This window comes from Pseudomonas palmensis (genome assembly GCF_017848315.1).
Classification (GTDB): Bacteria; Pseudomonadota; Gammaproteobacteria; order Pseudomonadales; family Pseudomonadaceae; genus Aquipseudomonas; species Aquipseudomonas palmensis.
Genome location: NZ_JAFKEC010000013.1, coordinates 1 through 19,868, shown reverse-complemented (window position 1 = coordinate 19,868; position 19,868 = coordinate 1). Strand labels below are relative to the sequence as shown.

Annotated in this window: 8 protein-coding genes; 4 read left to right on the top strand and 4 right to left on the bottom strand. The window is 64.3% G+C overall.

All coding sequences use genetic code 11. The features are described 5' to 3' along the window. Window positions 1–76 precede the first annotated feature (76 nt). From JZZ72_RS10015 to JZZ72_RS10005, 3 genes are all read left to right on the top strand, one after another. Window positions 77–973, top strand: coding sequence for a LysR substrate-binding domain-containing protein (locus JZZ72_RS10015; RefSeq protein WP_078480977.1), 897 nt, complete (start codon window positions 77–79; stop codon window positions 971–973). A 211-nt stretch (window positions 974–1,184) separates the two neighbouring features. Then, window positions 1,185–9,776 (top strand): glycoside hydrolase family 94 protein, encoded by an 8,592-nt coding sequence (locus JZZ72_RS10010; protein WP_210014412.1) that lies wholly within the window; start codon window positions 1,185–1,187, stop codon window positions 9,774–9,776. Between the two features lie 26 nt (window positions 9,777–9,802). Beyond that, window positions 9,803–10,525, top strand: a complete 723-nt coding sequence (locus JZZ72_RS10005) for a Crp/Fnr family transcriptional regulator (protein WP_043862791.1) — start codon at window positions 9,803–9,805, stop codon at window positions 10,523–10,525. A gap of 18 nt (window positions 10,526–10,543) precedes the next feature. Here the strand turns inward: JZZ72_RS10005 and JZZ72_RS10000 are convergent, their stop codons facing one another. From JZZ72_RS10000 to JZZ72_RS09990, 3 genes are read right to left on the bottom strand one after another with little or no spacing between them, the layout of a single operon-like run. Next, on the bottom strand, window positions 10,544–15,616 hold the full coding sequence (locus tag JZZ72_RS10000; protein WP_210014411.1) for an RHS repeat-associated core domain-containing protein: 5,073 nt from the start codon (window positions 15,614–15,616) through the stop codon (window positions 10,544–10,546). Beyond that, window positions 15,603–17,648 carry a hypothetical protein gene (locus JZZ72_RS09995; protein ID WP_123752682.1) on the bottom strand — a complete coding sequence of 682 codons (2,046 nt, stop codon included), beginning with the start codon at window positions 17,646–17,648 and terminating at the stop codon, window positions 15,603–15,605. The genes JZZ72_RS10000 and JZZ72_RS09995 overlap by 14 nt, the downstream gene beginning before the upstream one ends. 47 nt (window positions 17,649–17,695) lie before the next feature. Next, a complete protein-coding gene (locus JZZ72_RS09990; RefSeq protein WP_210014410.1) occupies window positions 17,696–18,184 on the bottom strand; it encodes a hypothetical protein in 489 nt (162 codons plus the stop codon). A gap of 558 nt (window positions 18,185–18,742) precedes the next feature. Here JZZ72_RS09990 and JZZ72_RS09985 point away from each other — a divergent pair. Then, the gene (locus tag JZZ72_RS09985; protein ID WP_043862787.1) at window positions 18,743–19,450 is read left to right on the top strand and encodes an MgtC/SapB family protein; all 708 of its coding nucleotides are present in this window, start codon (window positions 18,743–18,745) and stop codon (window positions 19,448–19,450) included. A gap of 6 nt (window positions 19,451–19,456) precedes the next feature. On the opposite strand, the gene JZZ72_RS09980 is transcribed toward JZZ72_RS09985, so the two are convergent. Next, window positions 19,457–19,868: pyridoxal-phosphate dependent enzyme (locus JZZ72_RS09980; RefSeq protein ID WP_210014409.1), on the bottom strand; the 412-nt coding region annotated here is incomplete at its 5' end.

Here is a 19,868-nt window from a genome sequence, read left to right as displayed (position 1 = left end):
CTTTATGGGGCTATGTTCCCGTGTGCGGCGCGGGCCTACAACTGAATTTCGTGTGACTTTTGCATGAGCTTTATGAATGAATCCAAGACGACTCACCCCTTCCATGTCGGTGCTTATCGCGTTTGAGGCCTCGGCGCGCCATGGCAGCTTCACCAAGGCGGCCGAAGAACTGGCACTGACCCAGAGTGCGGTCAGTCGCCAGGTGCAGGCGCTGGAGGCGCAACTGGAGGTGGCGTTGTTCAGCCGCGTGGGCCGGCATATCGAGCTCACCGCCGCCGGCGCCCTGTATCACCACGAGCTGGCCGCGGCCCTGGCCCGCATTCGCAACGCGACGCTGCAGACCATCGCCCACAAGGCCGGCGACGGGCCGCTGCACCTGGCGGTGCTGCCCACGTTCGGCTCCAAGTGGCTGCTGCCGCGCATGAATGACTTCTACCGCCGCCACCCCGGCGTGCTGGTGCACATGCATTCGCGCATTGCCCCGGCCGAGCAGGACAAGGATCAGATGCACGCCTTCATCAGTGTCGGCACCGGGCATTGGCCCGGTCATGTGGCGCATCGGCTGCTGTCCGAGACGCTGGTGGTGGTGGCCAGCCCTGGCGCCCTGCCCGGCTACGCCAGCCTGACGCCGGCGGACATCTCGCAGCAGGCTCTGCTAAGCGTGGTGTCACGCCCCCATGCCTGGGCCGACTGGTTCGAACAGAACGGCCTGCAGCACCGGGCCATGCGCATGGGGCCGGGCTTCGAGCTGACTGCCCACCTGATCCAGGCGGCGGTGGCCGGTATCGGCATCGGGCTGGTGCCACGCATCCTGGTGCAGGACGAGATCGCCAGCGGTGAGCTGGTGGCCTTGTTCGAGCCGGTGGACAGCGGGCGTGGCTACTACCTCACCTACGCCACGCGCTATCAGCAGTTGCCAGCGCTGCAGGCGTTCACCCAGTGGCTGCTGTCGGTCGAGTTTCCCGACAGCTGAGCGGCGTTACCGGCGCCCTGTAGGAGCCGGCCTTGCCGGCGAAGGCACCGACGCCGTCGCCGCAAGGTGCGCGCTGCCCTTCGCTGGCATGGCCTGCGCCTACCGGGTTGCAGGGCACAAAGCCCACTGTGTTCGCTAGCGAACAGACGCCTGCGCCATGTGTCGCCACACTGGGGGCCAGACCCCGCGACGCGAGCACCTACAGGCCTTTATGGATAATTACTGGAGCCGTGCACGCGCCAGCCTGCGCAACGCAGGCCTTTGGCGCACCACACCCCGCAAGTTCGAATACGAAGCCATCCTGCGCTCCGAACTGTTCAGCGCCGAGCAGATGGCCGCCCACGGCACCTTTCTGGCCCAGCATCACGCCCTCAGCCCCCGCAGCGGCAAGGACACCCTGCTGGCACGGCTGGCCGACAACGAACGGACCCTGGCCAGCAGCTGCGCGGTGCTGATCGCCGAACAGCCCACCGCACGACGGGTCACGCCGGCGGCCGAATGGCTGCTGGACAACTACTACCTGGTCGAAGAACACATCCGCATCGCCAAGACCCACCTGCCCAAAGGCTACAGCCGGGAGCTGCCACGCCTGGCCAACGGCGTGTCCAGCGGGCTGCCGCGGGTGTATGACATCGCCCTCGAAACCATCGCCCATGGCGATGGACGCGTCGACGTGGACAGCCTGAGCCACTTCGTCGAGGCCTACCAGAGCGTCACCTCCCTGGCGCTGGGCGAGCTGTGGGCCATTCCGATCATGCTGCGCCTGGCGCTGATCGAAAACCTGCGCCGGGTTGCCTCGCGGGTCATGGCCAGCTGGGCCGACCGCAACCTGGCCAACGACTGGGCCGACCGCCTGCGCGAGACCGCCGGGCGCGACGCCAAGAGCGTGGTGCTGGTACTGGCCGACATGGCGCGCTCGCAGCCGCCGATGACCGCCGCCTTCGTCGCCGAGCTCGCACGCCGCCTGCAAGGCCAGAGCGCCGCGCTGATCCAGCCGCTGACCTGGGTGGAGCAGATGCTCGCCGAATCCGGCCTGAGCATCGAGCGTCAGGTGCAGCTCGATGCCCAGCAGCAGGCAGCCGACCAGGTCTCGGTCAGCAACAGCATTGCCAGCCTGCGGCTGCTCGCCACCAGCGACTGGCGCGAATTCGTCGAGCACATGAGCCACGTCGAACGGGTGCTGCGCAGCGATCCTGCCGGCATCTACCCAGCCATGGACTTCGCCAGCCGCGATCATTACCGGCATGTCATCGAACGCCTGTCCCGGCACAGCGCACAGTCGCAGGCGGCAATCGCCCGCGCCGCCGTCGAACTGGCCGCCGGTGCACCCAGCCCGCTGCCACACGCCAGCGCCACCACCCATGTGGGGTTCTACCTGGTCGGCGCCGGGCGAGCGCAGCTCGAGCGCCGCGTGCACGCCGGCGTGGCGCTGGGCGAGCGTTGGCGGCGCCTGCTGCATCGCGCGCCACTCACGTTCTTCCTCGGCCCGGTGGCGCTGCTCACGCTGGGCCTGAGCGCACCGCTGCTGTACACCACGCTGCGCGATGGCTGGTCACTGCCAGTGCTGCTTGCGCTGGCCCTGCCCACGCTGGTGATGACCAGCCGCCTGGCCATCGACCTGGTCAACTGGCTGGTGACCCTGAGCGTGACGCCCCGCCTGCTGCCGCGCCTGGATTTCAGCGAGGGCCTGCCCGCTGAGGCGCGTACTTTGGTGGTGGTGCCCACGCTGATGGCCAATGCCGCCGATATCGAGGAGTTGGCAGAGGGGCTGGAAGTGCGCTTTCTGGCCAATCGTGACGAGTACCTGCACTTTGCCCTGCTGACCGATTTTCTCGATGCGCCCAGCGAAACCCTGCCTGAAGACGCCGCGCTGATGGCCCTGGCCGCCAGCCTGATCGAGGGCCTGAACCACAAGTACCCGAACGATGCGCGCTTCGTGCTGCTGCACCGTCCGCGGCGCTGGAATCCCGCCGAGCAGGTGTGGATGGGCGTGGAACGCAAGCGCGGCAAGCTGGCCGATCTCAATGCACTGCTGCGCGGGCACGGTGAGGGGCGCTTCATGTTGCAGGTGGGGGATGTCCAGGTGCTGGAGGCGGTACGTTACGTCATCACCCTGGACACCGACACCCAGCTGCCGCGCAATGCGGCCCGCCAGTTCGTCGGGGCCATGCAGCACCCGCTCAACCGCGCCCAGGCTGGCCGCGGCTACGCCATCCTGCAACCGCGGGTCGGCATCAGCCTGCCCAGCGCGGCGCGCTCGCTGTATGCGCGACTGTTCGGCAGCGACGCCGGCGTCGACCCGTACACCCGCGCAGTGTCGGACGTGTACCAGGACCTGTTCGAACAAGGCTCGTTCATCGGCAAGGGTATCTACGACGTGGATGCGTTCGAGCAGGCGCTGCAAGGCTGCCTGCCGGACAACCGCATCCTCAGCCACGACCTGATCGAGGGCTGCTACGCCCGCAGCGGGTTGCTCAGCGATGTTCAGGTGTTCGAAGAGTACCCGGCCCGCTACAGCGCCGACGTCAAGCGCCGCCACCGCTGGATTCGCGGGGACTGGCAACTGCTGCCGTGGGTGTTGCCCTGGGCGCCCACCGCTGGCGGCACCTATGCGCGCAACCGGCTGGATGCCCTGGCCCGCTGGAAGCTGTTCGACAACCTGCGCCGCAGCCTGGAGCCCGGTGCATTGCTGTGCCTGTTGCTGTGGGGCTGGCTGGCCTCGGGCCGGCCCGGGCTGTGGACCCTTGCCGCGCTGTTGCTGGTATTGACCCACGCGGTGCTCGCCACCCTGCTGGAGATGCTGCGCAAGCCTGTCGACGTACCCCTAGCGCAGCACCTGTGGGCGGCGCTGCGCGGCTGCGCCCTGCACTTTGCGCGCGCCGGCCTGCACCTGGCCTGGCTGCCGTACGAGGCCTACTACAGCCTTGACGCCATCGTGCGCACGCTGTGGCGCATGCTGGTCAGCAAGCAGCGCCTGTTGCAATGGAGCCCGTCACGGGAAGTCGAACGCACCAGTGTCAATCGCCTGGGGGCCTTGTACCGCAGCATGTGCAGCGCCCCGATACTGGCCCTGGTCGTGGGCCTGTGCCTGCTGCCAAGCCCCATGACCCTGGCCCTGGCGGCGCCCTTGCTGCTGGCATGGCTGGCCAGCCCGGCACTGGCCTGGTGGATCAGCCGCCCCTCCCCGCGCGCGCACTTCGACCCCACTGCCGAAGACCTGCGCTTTCTGCGCAACCTTGCGCGCCAGACATGGGCGTTTTTCGAGCAATACGTCGGCCCCGACGACCACTGGCTGCCCCCCGACAACGTGCAGGAACTGCCGGTTGCCCGCATTGCCCACCGCACCTCGCCCACCAACATGGGCATGGCCTTGCTGGCCCACCTGGCCGCCCACGATTTCGGTTACCTGGGCGGCGGGCGGCTGCTCGAGCGCCTGCAGTCCATGCTCGACAGCATGGACGGGCTGGAGCGTCACCAGCGCCACTTCTACAACTGGTACGACACCCTCACCCTGAAACCCCTGCCACCGCTGTACGTCTCCACGGTGGACAGCGGCAATCTTGCCGGTCTGCTGCTGACCTTGAAGCCCGGCCTGCTGGGCCTGGCCGACACACCGCTGGATGACCCGCGCCAGGCCCAGGGGCTGCTCGATACCCTGGAAGTCTTCGGCCAGGCCTTGACCAGTGCCGGCCTGCCCGCCACCGAGGTACAGGCGTTATGCCGGCGTCTGCTGGCACCTCAGCCGCACGATCTGCTGCAACTGCTGCAGGACGCACTCGACCTGCCGGCGCCCGCCGACGATCCGGATGCGCGCTTCTGGTTCGACAGCCTGCAACGTCAGTGCACCGAGCAGCGCGACGAACTGCTGCGTTTTGCCCTGCCTGCCACCAACGAACCGGGCAAGCGGCCGCCGACCGGTTGCTGGCGCGACCTGGCGCGGCTGGACGCCGAGCAGTGGTGCGCTGCCGATCGCCCGCAGGTGCTGCAGGTACAGGCCCTGGCCCGCCAGCGCATGCAGCAGGCGGCGCAGCTTGCCCAGCGCGTCGAGGCCATGGCCGACATGGACTTCGGCTTTCTCTACGATGCCCGCCGCGAGTTGTTCGTGATCGGCTACAACGTCGATGAGCGACGCCTGGACAGCGCCTTCTACGACCTGCTGGCATCCGAAGTTCGCCTGACCAGTTTCGTGGTCGTCGCCCAGGGCCAGGTGCCTCAGGAAAGCTGGTTTGCCCTGGGGCGCCTGCTGACCAGCAATGCCGGGGTGCCGGTGCTGCTGTCGTGGTCCGGCTCGATGTTCGAGTACCTGATGCCGATGCTGGTGATGCCCAGCTACGAAGGCACACTGCTCGACCAGACCTGCCAGGCGGCCGTCACCCGCCAGATCGAGCATGCCAGCCAGCTGGGCACGCCCTGGGGCGTTTCGGAGTCCGGCTACAACACCGTCGATGCGCACTTGAACTACCAGTACCGCGCCTTCGGCGTGCCGGGGCTGGGCCTCAAGCGTGGCCTGGGCGAGGACAACGTGGTCGCGCCCTACGCCAGTGCCCTGGCACTGATGGTCGCGCCCGCGGCCGCCTGCCACAACCTGCGGCGCCTGGCCAGGCAGGGGGTGGCCGGGCGGTTCGGGCTGTACGAGGCGGTCGACTACACCCCGGCACGCCTGCCCCCTGGCTCCGATGCTGCCGTGGTGCGCTCGTTCATGGCACACCACCAGGGCATGAGCCTGCTGGCCCTGACCTCGCTGCTGCTGGGTCAGCCCATGCAGCGGCGCTTTGCCGCCGAGCCGGCCTTCCAGGCCTGTGCCCTGCTGCTGCAGGAGCGCGTGCCCAAACGCGCCACGCAATACCTGCATGCAGCCCAGGCGCCTACCGTCGACGATGCCAGCCAGGGCAATGAAACCAAGCTGCGCGTGTTCACCGACCCGGACCGTCGTCGGCCGGCCGTGCAACTGCTGTCCAACGGGCGCTACCACGTCATGGTCAGCAATGCCGGTGGCGGCTACAGCCGCTGCAACGACATGGCGGTGACGCGCTGGCGCGAAGACATCGCCAGCGACAGCCTTGGCACCTTCTGTTACCTGCGCGACGTGGCCAGCGGGCATTTCTGGTCCACGACCTACCAGCCCACCCAGCATCGCGCGCACAGCCAGGAAACCGTGTTCACCGATGCCCGCGCCGAGTTTCGCGTGCGCGAGTTCAACTTCGACTGCCACACCGAGATCGTGGTGTCCCCCGAGGACGATATCGAGCTGCGTCGCCTGCACCTGACCAACCGCGCCCGTACCCGGCGCACCCTGGAGCTGACCAGCTACGCCGAAGTGGTGCTGGCCTCGGCCATCAGCGATGCGCTGCACCCGGCGTTCAGCAAGCTGTTCGTGCAAACCGAGCTGGTGCGACCGCTGCAGGCGATCCTGTGCAGCCGGCGTCCGCGTGCCAGTGACGAAGCCGTGCCGTGGATGTGCCACCTGCTGGCAGCCCACGGGGCGGACATCGAGCAGATCTCCTACGAAACCGACCGTGCGCGCTTCATCGGCCGCGGCCGCACCCTGCAGGCGCCGGCCGCGCTGACTGACACCTGCGAGCAGCTGTCCGGCACTGCCGGTGCGGTGCTCGACCCGGTCGTGGCCATCCGCTGCCGTATCAGCCTGGAGCCTGGCCAGAGCGCCACCATCGACCTGGTCACCGGGGTGGCCGACAGCCGCGAGGCCTGCCTGCACCTGATCGACAAATACCGCGACCGGCACCTGGCCGACCGGGTGTTCGACCTGGCCTGGACCCACAGCCAGGTGCTGTTGCGCCAGCTCAACACCTCGATGGCCGATGCCCGGCTGTTCGAGCAGATGGCGGCCTCGGTGCTGTATGCCAACCCTGCATTGCGCGCCGAAAGCGCCGTGCTGGCCAGCAACCGGCGCAGCCAGTCGGGGCTGTGGGGCCAGGCGATCTCCGGGGACCTGCCCATCGTGCTGGTGCAGATCGCCGACCCGGCCAACATCGAGCTGGTGCAGCAGATGGTCCAGGCCCATGCCTACTGGCGCCAGAAAGGCCTGGTGGTGGACCTGGTGATCTGGAACGAAGACCAGGCCGGCTACCGCCAGCAACTGCAGGACCTGATCATGGGCCTGGTGACCTCCGGGGTCGAAGCGGCCCTGCTGGACCGCCCCGGCGGCATCTTCGTGCGTCCTGCGCAGCAGCTGTCCAGCGAAGACCGCACGCTGATGCGCTCGGTGGCACGCCTGATACTCAACGACAGCCATGGCAGCCTGGCCGAGCAGGTCCACCGGCGGCGCATCGAGCCGGCCCTGGCGCCGTTCACCCCCAGCCTGCTGCAAGGGCCGCAGAGTGCCGGCTACACGCTGCAGCCGCTGGCCATGGCGCCCACGCTGGGCAACGCCTACGGCGGCTTCAGCGCCGACGGCAGCGAATACATCATCAATCATCGCCCGGGCCAGCCGACCCCGGCGCCCTGGGTCAACGTGCTGGCCAACCCCGGGTTCGGCAGCATCGTCTCGGAAACCGGCGGTGCCTACAGCTGGTACGAAAACGCCCACGAGTACCGTTTGAGCCCCTGGCACAATGACCCGGTCAGCGACCCCAGCGGCGAAGTGCTGTACCTGCGCGACGAAGATTCCGGGCAGGTCTGGTCGCCGACCCCGGCGCCCTGCCCGGGCAGCGGCGCCTACCGAACCCGCCACGGCTTTGGCTACAGCGTGTTCGAGCATGTGCAGGACGCCATACACAGTGAGCTGTGGGTGTTCGTGGCGCTGGATGCGCCGGTCAAATTCTCGCGCCTGGTGCTGCGCAACACCGGCGATCGTGCGCGACGCCTGTCAGCGACCTGCTACGTGGAATGGGTGCTGGGGGACTTGCGCAGCAAGTCGGCCATGCACGTCGTCACCGAAGCCGACCCGTTCAGTGGCGCGCTGTTTGCGCGCAACGCCTACTCCATCGAATTCTCGGGCCGCGTGGGGTTTCTGGACTGCGACTGGCCCCAGGCCGGCCTCAGTGGCGACCGGGTCGAGTTTCTGGGGCGCAACGGTACCCTGGCCGACCCGGCAGCCCTGCGCCGGGCGCGCCTTTCGGGGCGCCTCGGCGGCGGCATGGACCCCTGTGGTGCGCTGCAGGTAAGCGTCGAGCTGGCGCCTGGTGAAAGCCGCGAAGTGGTGTTCCGCCTGGGCGCCGAGCAGGACGCCAAGGACGCCACCCGGCGGGTGCAGCAGTACCGCGGCGTACGCGCCGCCAACGTCGAACTGGCGCGGGTCACGCAGCACTGGCGCACCACCCTGGGCAGCCTGCGCATCCACACCCCGGAGCCTGCGCTGGACGTGCTGGTCAACGGCTGGCTGATGTACCAGGTGATTGCCTGTCGCTTCCATGCCCGCAGCGGCTATTACCAGTCCGGCGGTGCATTTGGCTTCAGGGACCAGTTGCAGGACAGCATGGCCATGGTGCACGCCGACCCTGCCAGCAGCCGCGCCCACCTGCTGCTGTGTGCCCGCCACCAGTACGTGCAGGGCGACGTGCAGCACTGGTGGCACCCGCCGATGGATCGCGGCGTGCGAACCCGTTGCAGCGACGACATGCTCTGGCTGGCCCTGGCCACCAGCCGCTATGTGCAGATCACTGGCGACACTGCGGTGCTGAACGAGCCCGTCGGCTATCTGGACGGTCGCGCACTCAACAACGGCGAGGAGTCCTACTACGACCTGCCCGGTCATTCGCCCCTGCAAGAGCCCCTCTACCAGCATTGCCAGCGCGCGCTGGAGCACGGCCTTTCCATCGGGGCCCACGGCTTGCCGTTGATGGGCAGCGGCGACTGGAACGACGGCATGAACAAGGTGGGCGAGCACGGCATAGGCGAAAGCGTATGGCTGGGCTTTTTCGCCCACGAGGTGCTGCGTCGGTTCGCCGAAACGGCGCAGTTGCATGGCGATGCCCGCTTTGCCCAGCGCTGCGGCGAGCAGGCGCGGCGGCTGCGCAGCAACCTGCAGGCCCATGCCTGGGACGGCGCCTGGTACCGGCGTGCGTATTTCGATAATGGCCAGCCCCTGGGGTCGGCCAGCAACCAGGAGTGCCGCATCGATTCCATCGCCCAGAGCTGGTCGGTACTGTCGGGCGCCGCGCCCCTGGATCACTGCCGCAGTGCCATGGCGTCGCTGGACCGCCACCTGGTGCGGCGTGATATCGGCATCGTGCTGCTGCTGGACCCGCCGTTCGACAAGGGCACGCTCGACCCCGGCTACATCAAGGGCTATGTACCGGGGGTTCGTGAAAACGGTGGCCAGTACACCCACGCCGCCGTGTGGGCGAGCATGGCGTTCGCCCGCCTGGGCGACGGCGCCCGCGCCTGGGAACTGATGCGCATGATCAGCCCCCAGAGCCAGGGCCATGCCACCCGCATCGACACCTACAAGGTGGAGCCCTACGTGATGGCGGCGGATGTCTACGGTGTGGCGCCCCTTGCCGGGCGCGGCGGCTGGAGCTGGTACACCGGTGCGGCCGGATGGATGTACCGGCTGATCGTCGAATCGCTGCTGGGGGTGGAGCGCCAGGGCAACACTCTGCTGCTGCAACCGCTGCTGCCGCCAGAATGGTCGGGCTTCAGCCTGCAGTACCGGTATGGCGCCAGCGTTTATCACATCGATGTGCACCGGGGCACACAGGCCGTACAGGTGCTGAGCCTGGATGGCGGGGTGATCGACGGCACAAGCCTGTCGCTGGTCGATGATGGCGCCGAGCATCAGGTCAACTTGCTGTGCGCTGCATCGGCAACCGCGACGTTACCCTTGCTAAAGGGAGTACCCTAGGGCCTTACCCTATGGATGCCGGCCCCATGTCCCATGATCCAGCCAGCGGGCAGAACCATCTGCTCGCCGCCCTGCCCGACCCGGTACGCGAGCGGCTGCTGCCGCACCTTGAGCAGGTTGCCTTGCCGCTGGGCAAGGTGATCTACGAGCCGGGCGACAGGCTGACGCATGTGTACTTTCCCACCGATGCCATCGTTTCGCTGCTGTATGTCATGGAAAACGGCGCCTCGGCGGAGATCTGCGTGGTGGGCAATGAGGGGCTGGTGGGCATTGCGGTGTTCATGGGCGGCGAAAGCACCTCCAACCGTGCCGTGGTGCAAAGTGCCGGGCTTGCCTGGCGCTTGCCGGGCCAGCGGCTCAAGGACGAGTTCGACCGCCATGGCGAGCTGTTGCTGCTGATGTTGCGCTACACCCAGTCGCTGATCACCCAGATGGCACAGACCGCCGTGTGCAATCGCCACCACTCGATCGATCAGCAGTTGTGCCGCTGGCTGCTGCTGTCGCTGGACCGCCTGACCGGTAACGAGCTGAACATGACCCAGGAGCTGATCGCCAACATGCTGGGCGTGCGCCGCGAAGGCGTCACCGATGCGGCCGGCAAGTTGCAGCGCCTGGGGGTGATCGAGTACAGCCGCGGGCACATCAAGGTGCTCGATCGGCCGCAGCTGGAACGGCTGAGTTGTGAATGCTATGCGGTGGTGCGCAGTGAAACCCAACGCCTGTTGCCCTATTTGCCGTTACGTACCTAGTTTTCCATACCCAGCACCCTACGGTACGTAACTCGTCACCGGTGCCAGGTTCTTGTAGAACCTCAATGCCTGATCATTTATTCCAAAGCAAAAGCCGAGAATCACATGGCTGTCGTTATTGTTCAGGTAGCGGCCAAACTCCACCTCCGTCATTCCCTTGAGGTCGACTACCCTCACTCTTCCTCCCACTGCGCCACCATGGGTCGCCGTATCCGATAGGAAAAAATCTGAATTGATCAAGGTTGATCTGCGGATGCCATTACTGGCCCAGTTGGCTCCATCGGGTGCGCCGTGAGAGCCCGAAAAAATCAAGATCTCCCGTGGAACGGCATTCACACTCGTTCTACGGCGGAAATAATTCAGGGGCGTATTGAAGTTTTTTCCTGCAACGGGGCGGTTGCTACCGAAGATGATTTTATCCTGCCCCGTCGAAAAGCTTTTCCAGGCCCCCTTCGGTGCCGAACTCAGGGGTTGCGTGGTCACAGTCGGCAGGCTGGAAAACTTCGAAGCGCTTCTTTTCAGCAGTTGACCATTGCGCAGGCCACCCACTAGGCGATTGGCCTTCGCGGCAACTTTTGGCGCAGACGACCCAATCGACATACCTAACGAAGCCAGGCCTGTTCCGAACGATATCCAGCCCAGAATGCCCGCAGCCTTTTCGTTGCCACTGGCCTCAAGCGCCATCGACGCAGCTCCGCTACCCAGGGCAATGGCTTCCACCGCTACCGCTGCCACCGATACGGCTCCTGCAATGGATGTGGTGGCCACCGCCGCGACAGCGCCTGCCGCAGCACCTGCAGTACTCGCACCGGCACCGAGCAAAGCTGTGTACGCCGCACCTACCGCAGGCGCTGCGGTGCCGGCAGTCACGACCACTGCAATCGCCCCCATCACCAGCCCGATACCAGCCACGACCCAGTTCCACCACGCATGCCCGTCCGGGTCAACGCGGTTGACCGGGTCGCCGCTGCAATACGCATAGCGGTTCAAGCCGCCCGCACCATCGGGGCTTGCACTGTCGGGGCTGAGGAACATGAACAGGCACGGGTCGTAAGGGCGGTTGCTGCCGGGCATGTACAACAGACTGTCGGTTTCGCGCACTTCACCGGCGTAGCCCACCCGGCTTTGCGCGGTGCCGTTGTCCAGGCCATGTGCGCTGTAACCCACAAAGCAATTGCTGTCGCCGGTTTCAATCTGCACGCTGCCTTGCCCATCGCTGGCGCCGATCACAACCGTGCGTACCGCCTGGCTCAGCAGGGTCTGGGCGAACACGGTGCTGCCGGCACGCATCAAGGTCAACCAGCCCTGGTCGCTCTTCTCGTTGACCATACGCTGGCCGTCATAAAAACGGTGGCTCGTGGTGCCATTGACGCGGGTCTCGATCAGACGGCCCAGCGGGTCATACGCATAGTCGCAGGTACTGGTGCCGTCCTCCCGGCGCGTCAGGTGCCCCTGGCTGTCCCAGGACAATGCCCGCCACAGTTGTCCGTCATGCCGCTCCCTTGTCAGTTGACCAGCGGCGTCGTATTCAAGGTCGATGATCAGAGCCTGCGGCCAGCTGTGGGTGATCTGAACCGGACGATCTGCAGCCACATCGCTGTCGTAGGCGAACCTCATGTGGTTGCATTGACCATTCTCGTACTCGGTGTCGATCTGTTCATAACCGTCGAGCGCATTGAAACAGAACGTCTGGCGACGAATGCGCTGCCCGGTGCGGGGGTCGGTGACCAGATGAGGCCCTTGCGTGGTGGCTTCGACCAGGCGATTGCGCACGTCGTAGCGGTAGTGCTCTTCGCTCAACAAGGTAGCCTGCTCCGCCTCCAGCGATTCCCACGTGCGTGTCGCTAACTGATCCTGCTGGGTCCAGCTCAAGCGCTGGCGAAAGCGCTGCATACCCGAGATACCATGGCACACCCATGTCCGGGTGTACTCACGGCCCAGGAGGTCGTAGGTCAGGGTCTGCTGCTGTGACTGGCCGTGCTGGCCGTCGGTGGTGAGGGTCTGCGCCAACCGACCGAATGCGTCGTAGCCCAGTTGCAAGGCCAGCGGGCCGCAGTGCTGGCCACTGATACGCCCCACGGCATCGTAGGTGCAGTAAGTCATCTGGCCGTGTACATCGGCAAACGACAGCACGCGACCGTTCAACGAATACTGCCAGCCGCAGGTATGGGGCTGTCCTGCATGGTGCCAGTGCTCGGCACTGGTCACACCCGAGGCGGTGAAATCCCAAGCTATCTGCCCCAGCCCGCCGGTGGCCCGGGTAAGGCGACCGTGGGGCGGGCTGTAGGTGAAGGTACTTTCACTGTTTTCGCTCGGCCGCGCGATGCGCTTGAGCTGATAATCCAGCTCGGGTTCATAGCCGAAGTGCGTGACACTGCCGTTGGAGCGTGTGAGTGCTTCGGGAGGAATCTGCCCCGACACATACGCCAGGGTTTCCTGCTGCCCGCCGCAATCGCGCGTCAGGGGGCGATCCAGGCCATCGAACGTCTGCTTGAGCAGCAGCGTCTCTCGGGTTGCGGTGCATAGTGAAAGGGTTGCAATGGCATCGCCATCGCTGTGGGGGGCGAAGCGCCATTTCACGCGGCTGTGGTCTTGCAGGGTACGCTGCGCGACCCGGCCGTCACGGTCGTAGACGGTGGACGTGGTGCGCTGCTCGCCATCGGGCGTTTCTATCGTATGGGCTACCGGACGCTGAAGCGCGTCGAGTGTCCAGCGCTCCCGGCGCAACAACGGGCCACCCCCAGGCTCATGCAGCTCCACACGTTCGACACTGCCGCTTGCATTCAGGTACAGCGTGGTGCGAGGCCCTTGCTCCCCGGTGGCGCTCTGTTGCCAGGACACTTGGGTACGCTGGATGGGGTCGTGCTTTGTATGGTCCACCGTGCCGTCTGCATGCTGCACCCGGCATGCGGAGCCCCAGTCATCGTAGGCGGTGAGCACCGTACTGCTACAAAACGGGGTGTTCTGGGCGGCAGCCCAGTCCTGCGAGGTCTCACTGGTGACATTGCCCTGTACGTCGTAGGTCACTCGGCGCACTTCACGCAGGGGGGCACCGGGGCTGTCCAGAAACTCGAGCAGTTCGCGCACCGGGCGTCCCTGGCCATCCAGCTCCACACGCAGGCGCTGGCCGTTGCTGTCGGTCTGCTCGACGTACACCGTTCGATCACGCTGCAGGCCAACCAGCTGGTAGGTACAGCGGGTGCTGGTCGCATACGGCGTGTTCGCGCTTTCTATGCGGCGTATGGTGCGGCCCAGTGCGTCGTGGTCAAAACGGGTCACGGTACCGTGTTCGTTGCGTTCTTCGATGGTCAGGCCCGTCAGCACGTGGCGCAGGGTCGATGAGCTGATTACCAGGTGGTCATGGCTGATCCGTTGCTGGGTTTCGCACAGCAACGGGCCTTCGAAGGTGCGCAGGAAATTCGTGGTGGCGGCGTAGCCGTTGTAGAGCGTGACACTGGATATCGGTAGGCCATGGAACGGGCTGTCGGCTGCCTGCTCGACACGCTGCAGGATTCTGGCCGTTTCAACTTCCCCGCTATCAATCGCTTCCCGAGCCACTTCGCTGTCCAGCACCAGGTGCTGTCGATCCTCTGCCTGGCGCTTGTGCAGCCTGACGTAGGCATAGTCGGTGTGCGCCACATGACCCGCTGACCGTGCATCGGGTGCCGGGGCAGTAGTGGTGAAGCGCTTGAGCCAGCGCACGAACCTTCCCCCGTCATCCGGGCAGCCCTGCGCGCCACCCAGCGGATAGTATTCGCGGCTTTCGCTGCGCCCATCGGCGAATCGCTGGTTCAGTACATTGCCATAGGCATCGTATTCGCACGTGTCGCGTTCCTCCCTGAACCGGTTGCCGGTTTCATAGCGGGTAATGCGGGCAATCGGCAGCTGACACCAGGCCGGCTGGTCGTCCCAACCCACTGCAGGGTCGTCTGCGTACACGCTCTGCTGGCAAACCCTGCACTCGCCGCGCACGGTCAACTTCTGCGTCTGCAGGTGATAGTGATTCCAGGTGTATTCGACACTTTGCACCTTGCGCCCCTGTTCGTCGTGCAGGGTTTGCAGGCATCCATAGTCATAACGTGGCAGAAGATAGAGGTTGTCCTTGCCGTCTGCCCATTCACCTGCCGAGACACCCCCGTAGCCAAAGCAGTTGTTGGAGCCGATCAGGGCGTAGGTGGTGTAGGCCACCGGCTGGGCCGCACCGGGGTCGTGCCGATGTGTGGACACCCTGGGCAAAGCGGTCAGCGGCGCGCCCTGTGGCAGCCGAAGCCCATTGTTCCCCGTGGCGTAATCGACTTCGTCCGTGCTGCCCAGCGGCCCCAGCACCTTGCTCGGGAACAGCAATCGGCTTTGCGGATCCTGCCAATAAGTGAAGGCCCAGCGGTTGCCGCCATCAGGCAGGATCAGCTCATTGAGCCGGTCACTTCGCAGCAGCGTGACGACTGTGGTGCTGTCAGAACCCGGAAACATCACGAAGCGGGTTTCAGCCCTATCATGCTGGACGTCCAGCAACAGACGTTGCTCGTCGCGGATGGTCCACAGCAGGTAGGGGCCACTGCCTGCAAGCCATTCAAGGTACGCGCGGCGCCCCTGGGCAGAAACGATCTGCTTGAGCATGGCCATGCCGCTGTTGTCCTGGACCTCGAGGTACTCGCAGACGCCATCCTTGTAGTCGATGCGAAAGCAGCGAGCCCTGTCGTCAACGGTGAACACCTCGAACGAACACAGCTTCTGGTCTTCGAACACCAGTTGCCCGCCCTTGCTCAAATCCGAACGGTCGCTATCGAACTTGAACGTGTCGCCCGAATTGATCCGTAGCTGACCGGTGTTGAAATCGAGCATGGACAACCCGAGCGTCCAGCCGAGGCCATACCCGCTGTCGGTGTGCGAGCCCAGTGGGCTGAAATGCAGCGCAGGTTGAATGACCGGCCCGGCAAGGTGGTTGGCGTGCAGTGCCGGCAGCCCGCAAGCCAGCGTGAACTGGCTGGTTCTGGGGTCCACGCCGGTGCTTACATGGCTCAGAAAATTACTCGCCTGGGTGTAGAGCGCGCCGGCGCGCAGGCGCCGAGTAACGTCGTCAGGCCTCGTCATCCGTGGCGCTCCGGCTTTCGGCACCCGTTGCCAGCGACAGCCGCAGGCTGCGTGAGCCGGACGCAGAGGTATCGGCGTAATGGATCATCAAGGTGTGGTCGTTGCCATACGCGTCAACGAACAACAGCGGGCGCGGGCCACCTTGCTCTCGGGAGGACTGGCTATGAAACGGTATGTTGTTGCCCCCCTGAAGTACCACGACGACGCTCTGCGGGCGTATCCTTGACACGCTGGGCACTGGCCTGAAGTCGACGCCCAGCTCGATCAGAGGGTTGTAGGACACCTCGCTGTGGCCCGGGGCGGCGTAGCCGACGTGGGAGGCCCGGGTGTCACTGGGCGAACGCACGGCCCACTGGATCATCCCGAAACCCGTAGGTTCCACGGCACGCAAGGCCACCCAGGTGCTCAGCACATATTCCCAGATGAAAAGATCGGAATTTCCCTCACCGCCTACCAGTTCCCGCTCAAAGCTGTAGTCGTCAAGGCCGAACACAGGGATGGGCTTTGTGCTGATATCGACGTGCTCGTCGAAACTGGTTTCGCTGCCGTCCGTGACGTAGAAGTACTCTTCAGCGCCCTGTATGCGGGTGATGCCCGCCCAAAGGGTGACATTGGTGCCCGCAAGGGCACGGGAATGCACGTAGAACCGGCGGGTGTAGACGGCAAGTGCTTCGCCCTCTGAAACTGCATGCGCGCTGGCCTGTGCTGACGTGGCTGGGTAGTAGTCGTAGGCGTTGCGTACCGTCCTGTAGAACCATTGGGCTTGCCCGTTATCCTCGCACTGCAGCGCAGTGTAGGTACCGTCATCGTTGCGTAGCAGCAGGCACACGCTGTCGAGCTCTTGCTGGGAGACGTCCTGATTGGTGCGTGGCTGTATTTCCACTACAACTTCCACCTGCTGGCGCAGATTCGGGTAAAGGTGTCCCGTTGGCGAGCCTAGTCTCATACGTATCTGCGACAGCCAACTCCCCAATGGTGGCGCAGCTCGCGAAGATGCAAGCGCCTCGAATGATCGGGGAGGCACCCCTTCAACGGTCAAGGTATACCCCCACGGTGCCTGGTTGCTTGCATTCGGGTCTTCGGAATGCAGGTGCACCGACAGATCGAAGCGGTTGCCATAGACATCCATGCCGTAGGTGTAGCTTTGCTGGAGTCTCTTCAGAACGACGTTGAAGTAGGCGATCATGCCCACCGCAATACAGATTGCGTCACGCGGTGATCTCAGGGGGCTGAGAAGGTCGTAGTAGGCCATCATCATTTCGGTTGAGCCCACGATCGTGGGGGTCGATGCCGTGCTGTTGGGGGCTCCGATGCAGGTTGCCTTGTTCAAGTGGAGCGACGATCCATAGGCGGGTTGTTGCATGCTGTGGATCTTCACGACATTGGCGGTTCGTGGGTTCTGCAATGTAACGTAGGTATTTTCGACACGTGCCGCACGCCCTCCGGCCTCTGAGGAGGCGCCCTGGAACACCACCACAGGCCTGGATACGACCAACCCGTGCCCTACCCTGTATTGCGTTGGTTCTACAGCCTCTATCTGAACGCTGCTATTGAAACGCCCTCCTTCGCCTTGGCCACCATACGGGACATCAAGATTGTTGGTCGTCCAGACTCTGCTTTGCACTCTGATCCTGGCTGCAAACTTGAACACCGTGCGCGCATCAACACTGGGGTCCAAATGCAGGTAGCGTACAAAGGTCTGATAGTCATTGCTGTCAGTATGTTTTTTTTTTGAAGTCTTGCCACTTCTGACGGTGCCTTCATCATAAGGCAGTATCCCGGTTTCGGGCGGCTGCGTCCCAGAAACCCACCCCCCGGGCGCGGTGATGTACGGAATTATCTCGAGGCCGCCAACTGGTAACAGTACCACTTCGCCATACGAGTTACGGGCTTGTAAGGTTATGATCACTTTTGATTTTTGACGACCATTCGCGAACAGATGTGCTTTGGCATTCTGTTGTCCTCTGAACGCATCTGCCTCGATCAGAAAATAACTCAAGGTTGCAACTGCAGTGTCTGTAACGTGGGCCATGATGTCGCTTCCTGCGGTTGAGTGGAACGGGTTGCCGGGAGTGTGCTTTATCCATCGGCTGATACATAGACGCAGGACACCTTGCCCTCCAGCTTCCCATCCTTGAAGCCCTCGGAGATGATGCCCCGGGTTACCTCCTGGCCAATAGCGACATAATGGGCCTTTGAAACACTTATTTTTGCAGTCATCTGACCATAGATCGGATTGACGATTTTATAGTGCGAATAGGACTCATCCGAATTGCAGTGCCCGGCATTGTAAATGCCGAACCTTACGCCATCCCGAGGGTTTTCAACGGCGAAGTTATACATCTCTTCATTGTCGCAATCATTGTTGGCAAAGCGATGCATGCCGACGGTCATCTGGATAGTGCATCCCCCGCTGTTTTTCTTGTACAAATGCAACACTGAAATACCCTGTGGTGCAGGAGGAGGCGTTGTGGACTTATTCATGAAAAGGATGATGACCAGCGAGAGCACAATCATTATCACGAAAAGCGTGAAAGCAATAAGGGTGCGCGAAAAATGGAGGTTCATGAGGATGCCCTTTATCTGGCAGCGTGGCATTCAGAGTGTAAGATCACTGCCCTCCCGGTCAAGTTGCTAGTTAAACAAGTTCATGCTGAGCACCTGTGTTTTCAGACTGGTAATATTGCCAGTTGCAAGGCATGAAACGTGTATGGCAACACTGGGCACATCGATTGAAAGTTACGCGTGCTGAACCCTCTGCCCAGGCTGGCACACTCATTCACTTGCAACAAAAGCCTTGACCGGCCCGCACCATGGCGTTACGTTCTCGCCCGCATTTTTGCAAGCCTGCACAGGAGTCCTGCATTGGACAGTTGCCCTAGTCGATTGCGACAGGTACAGCCGGCGAGCTAGTCCAGCAGACCCTTCTGCCACTGCTCGCCGAACACGGTGGTCAGTGGCGATCCGCATCCCTGGCGGGATGACGCATCTTCATTTCCCCTCCCCGCTTGACGCCCCCTCATCGTGACGAGGTGTGTCGGCTGCTCGTACCCGTTGCCATCCCCGAAATCTTTACGCGCACAAGTGCGCTGACGCCGGCTGTCTGCCGGTGCCTTGAGGTGGTTCATGGATTGGAAAGTATTCTTGCTGCGCGTGGCTGTCGCGCTGGTACTGGGGGCGCTGATCGGCGCTGAACGTCAACTGCGTCAGCGCCTCACCGGGCTGCGCACCAATGCGCTGGTGAGCACCGGCGCCTGCCTGTTCGTGCTGGTGACCCAGGCCGTACCGGGCATGCTCCCGGCCGACGCTTCGCGGGTGGCGGCCTATGTGGTGTCGGGCATCGGTTTTCTGGGCGGCGGCGTAATCATGCGCGACGGCATGAACGTGCGCGGCCTGAACACCGCTGCCACGCTGTGGTGTACCGCCGCCGTCGGTGTGCTGTGCAGCCTGGGGTTACTGCTTGAGGCGAGCCTGGGCAGCCTGATGGTTCTATGCGCCAACATCCTGCTGCGTGACATCGCCCAGCGGCTGAACCAGCAGGATGTGTTACCGGCCAGCGAGGCCGAGCAGCGTTACGAGGTGCGCATCGTATGCCGCGCCGAAGACGAGATCCAGGTACGCAGCCTGATGCTGCACAGCTTTGGTAGCAGCGGCCTGCGCCTGCAATCACTGCACAGTGAAGACCTGCCCAACCCGGCCAAGCTGGAGGTGCGGGCCGAGTTGATGGGCGACCCGCAGGCGCCCTCGCAGCTCGAGCACCTGGCCAGCCGGGTGAGCCTTGAGAAAGGCGTCAGTTCGGTACGCTGGCAGGTATTCGAGCTGGCGTCGGACTGACCCGCTTCAGCAACTGGCGCGCCACTCGCGGATCTGTTCGTGGGTGGCCGTCACCCCGCCGCACACCACCACCAGCACCGACTGATATGCCTTGAGTGCCTCACTCGGTGCATAGGCCAGCGCCAGCGCTGCACCACAGGCCGGCTCCACCAGGATACGGTGGTCGAGCAGAAAACGTTCGCAGGCATCCAGCGCCTGAGCGTCAGTCACCACATGGCTGTGAATCGGCCGTTGCTGGCTGAGTTCGAAGGCCTGCTGGCATACCTGCTTGGCCCCCAGCGAGGTCGCCACGCTGGTCACTGCGGGCAGGGCCGTCGGGGCCTTGCTGGCCATCGCGGCAGCCAGCGAGGCGGCGCCGTCGGTCTCCACGGCAAATACCGGCACGTCAGCCCAGTCGTTACGCGCCAACCCCTCGCAC

Excerpts from the sequence above, each read along its gene's own strand:
- JZZ72_RS10015 (WP_078480977.1), top strand. The coding sequence starts at position 77 with ATGAATCCAAGACGACTCACCCCTTCCATGTCGGTGCTTATCGCGTTT.
- JZZ72_RS10010 (WP_210014412.1), top strand. The coding sequence starts at position 1,185 with ATGGATAATTACTGGAGCCGTGCACGCGCCAGCCTGCGCAACGCAGGC.
- JZZ72_RS10005 (WP_043862791.1), top strand. The coding sequence starts at position 9,803 with ATGTCCCATGATCCAGCCAGCGGGCAGAACCATCTGCTCGCCGCCCTG.
- JZZ72_RS10000 (WP_210014411.1), bottom strand. The coding sequence starts at position 15,616 with ATGACGAGGCCTGACGACGTTACTCGGCGCCTGCGCGCCGGCGCGCTC.
- JZZ72_RS09995 (WP_123752682.1), bottom strand. The coding sequence starts at position 17,648 with ATGGCCCACGTTACAGACACTGCAGTTGCAACCTTGAGTTATTTTCTG.
- JZZ72_RS09990 (WP_210014410.1), bottom strand. The coding sequence starts at position 18,184 with ATGAACCTCCATTTTTCGCGCACCCTTATTGCTTTCACGCTTTTCGTG.
- JZZ72_RS09985 (WP_043862787.1), top strand. The coding sequence starts at position 18,743 with ATGGATTGGAAAGTATTCTTGCTGCGCGTGGCTGTCGCGCTGGTACTG.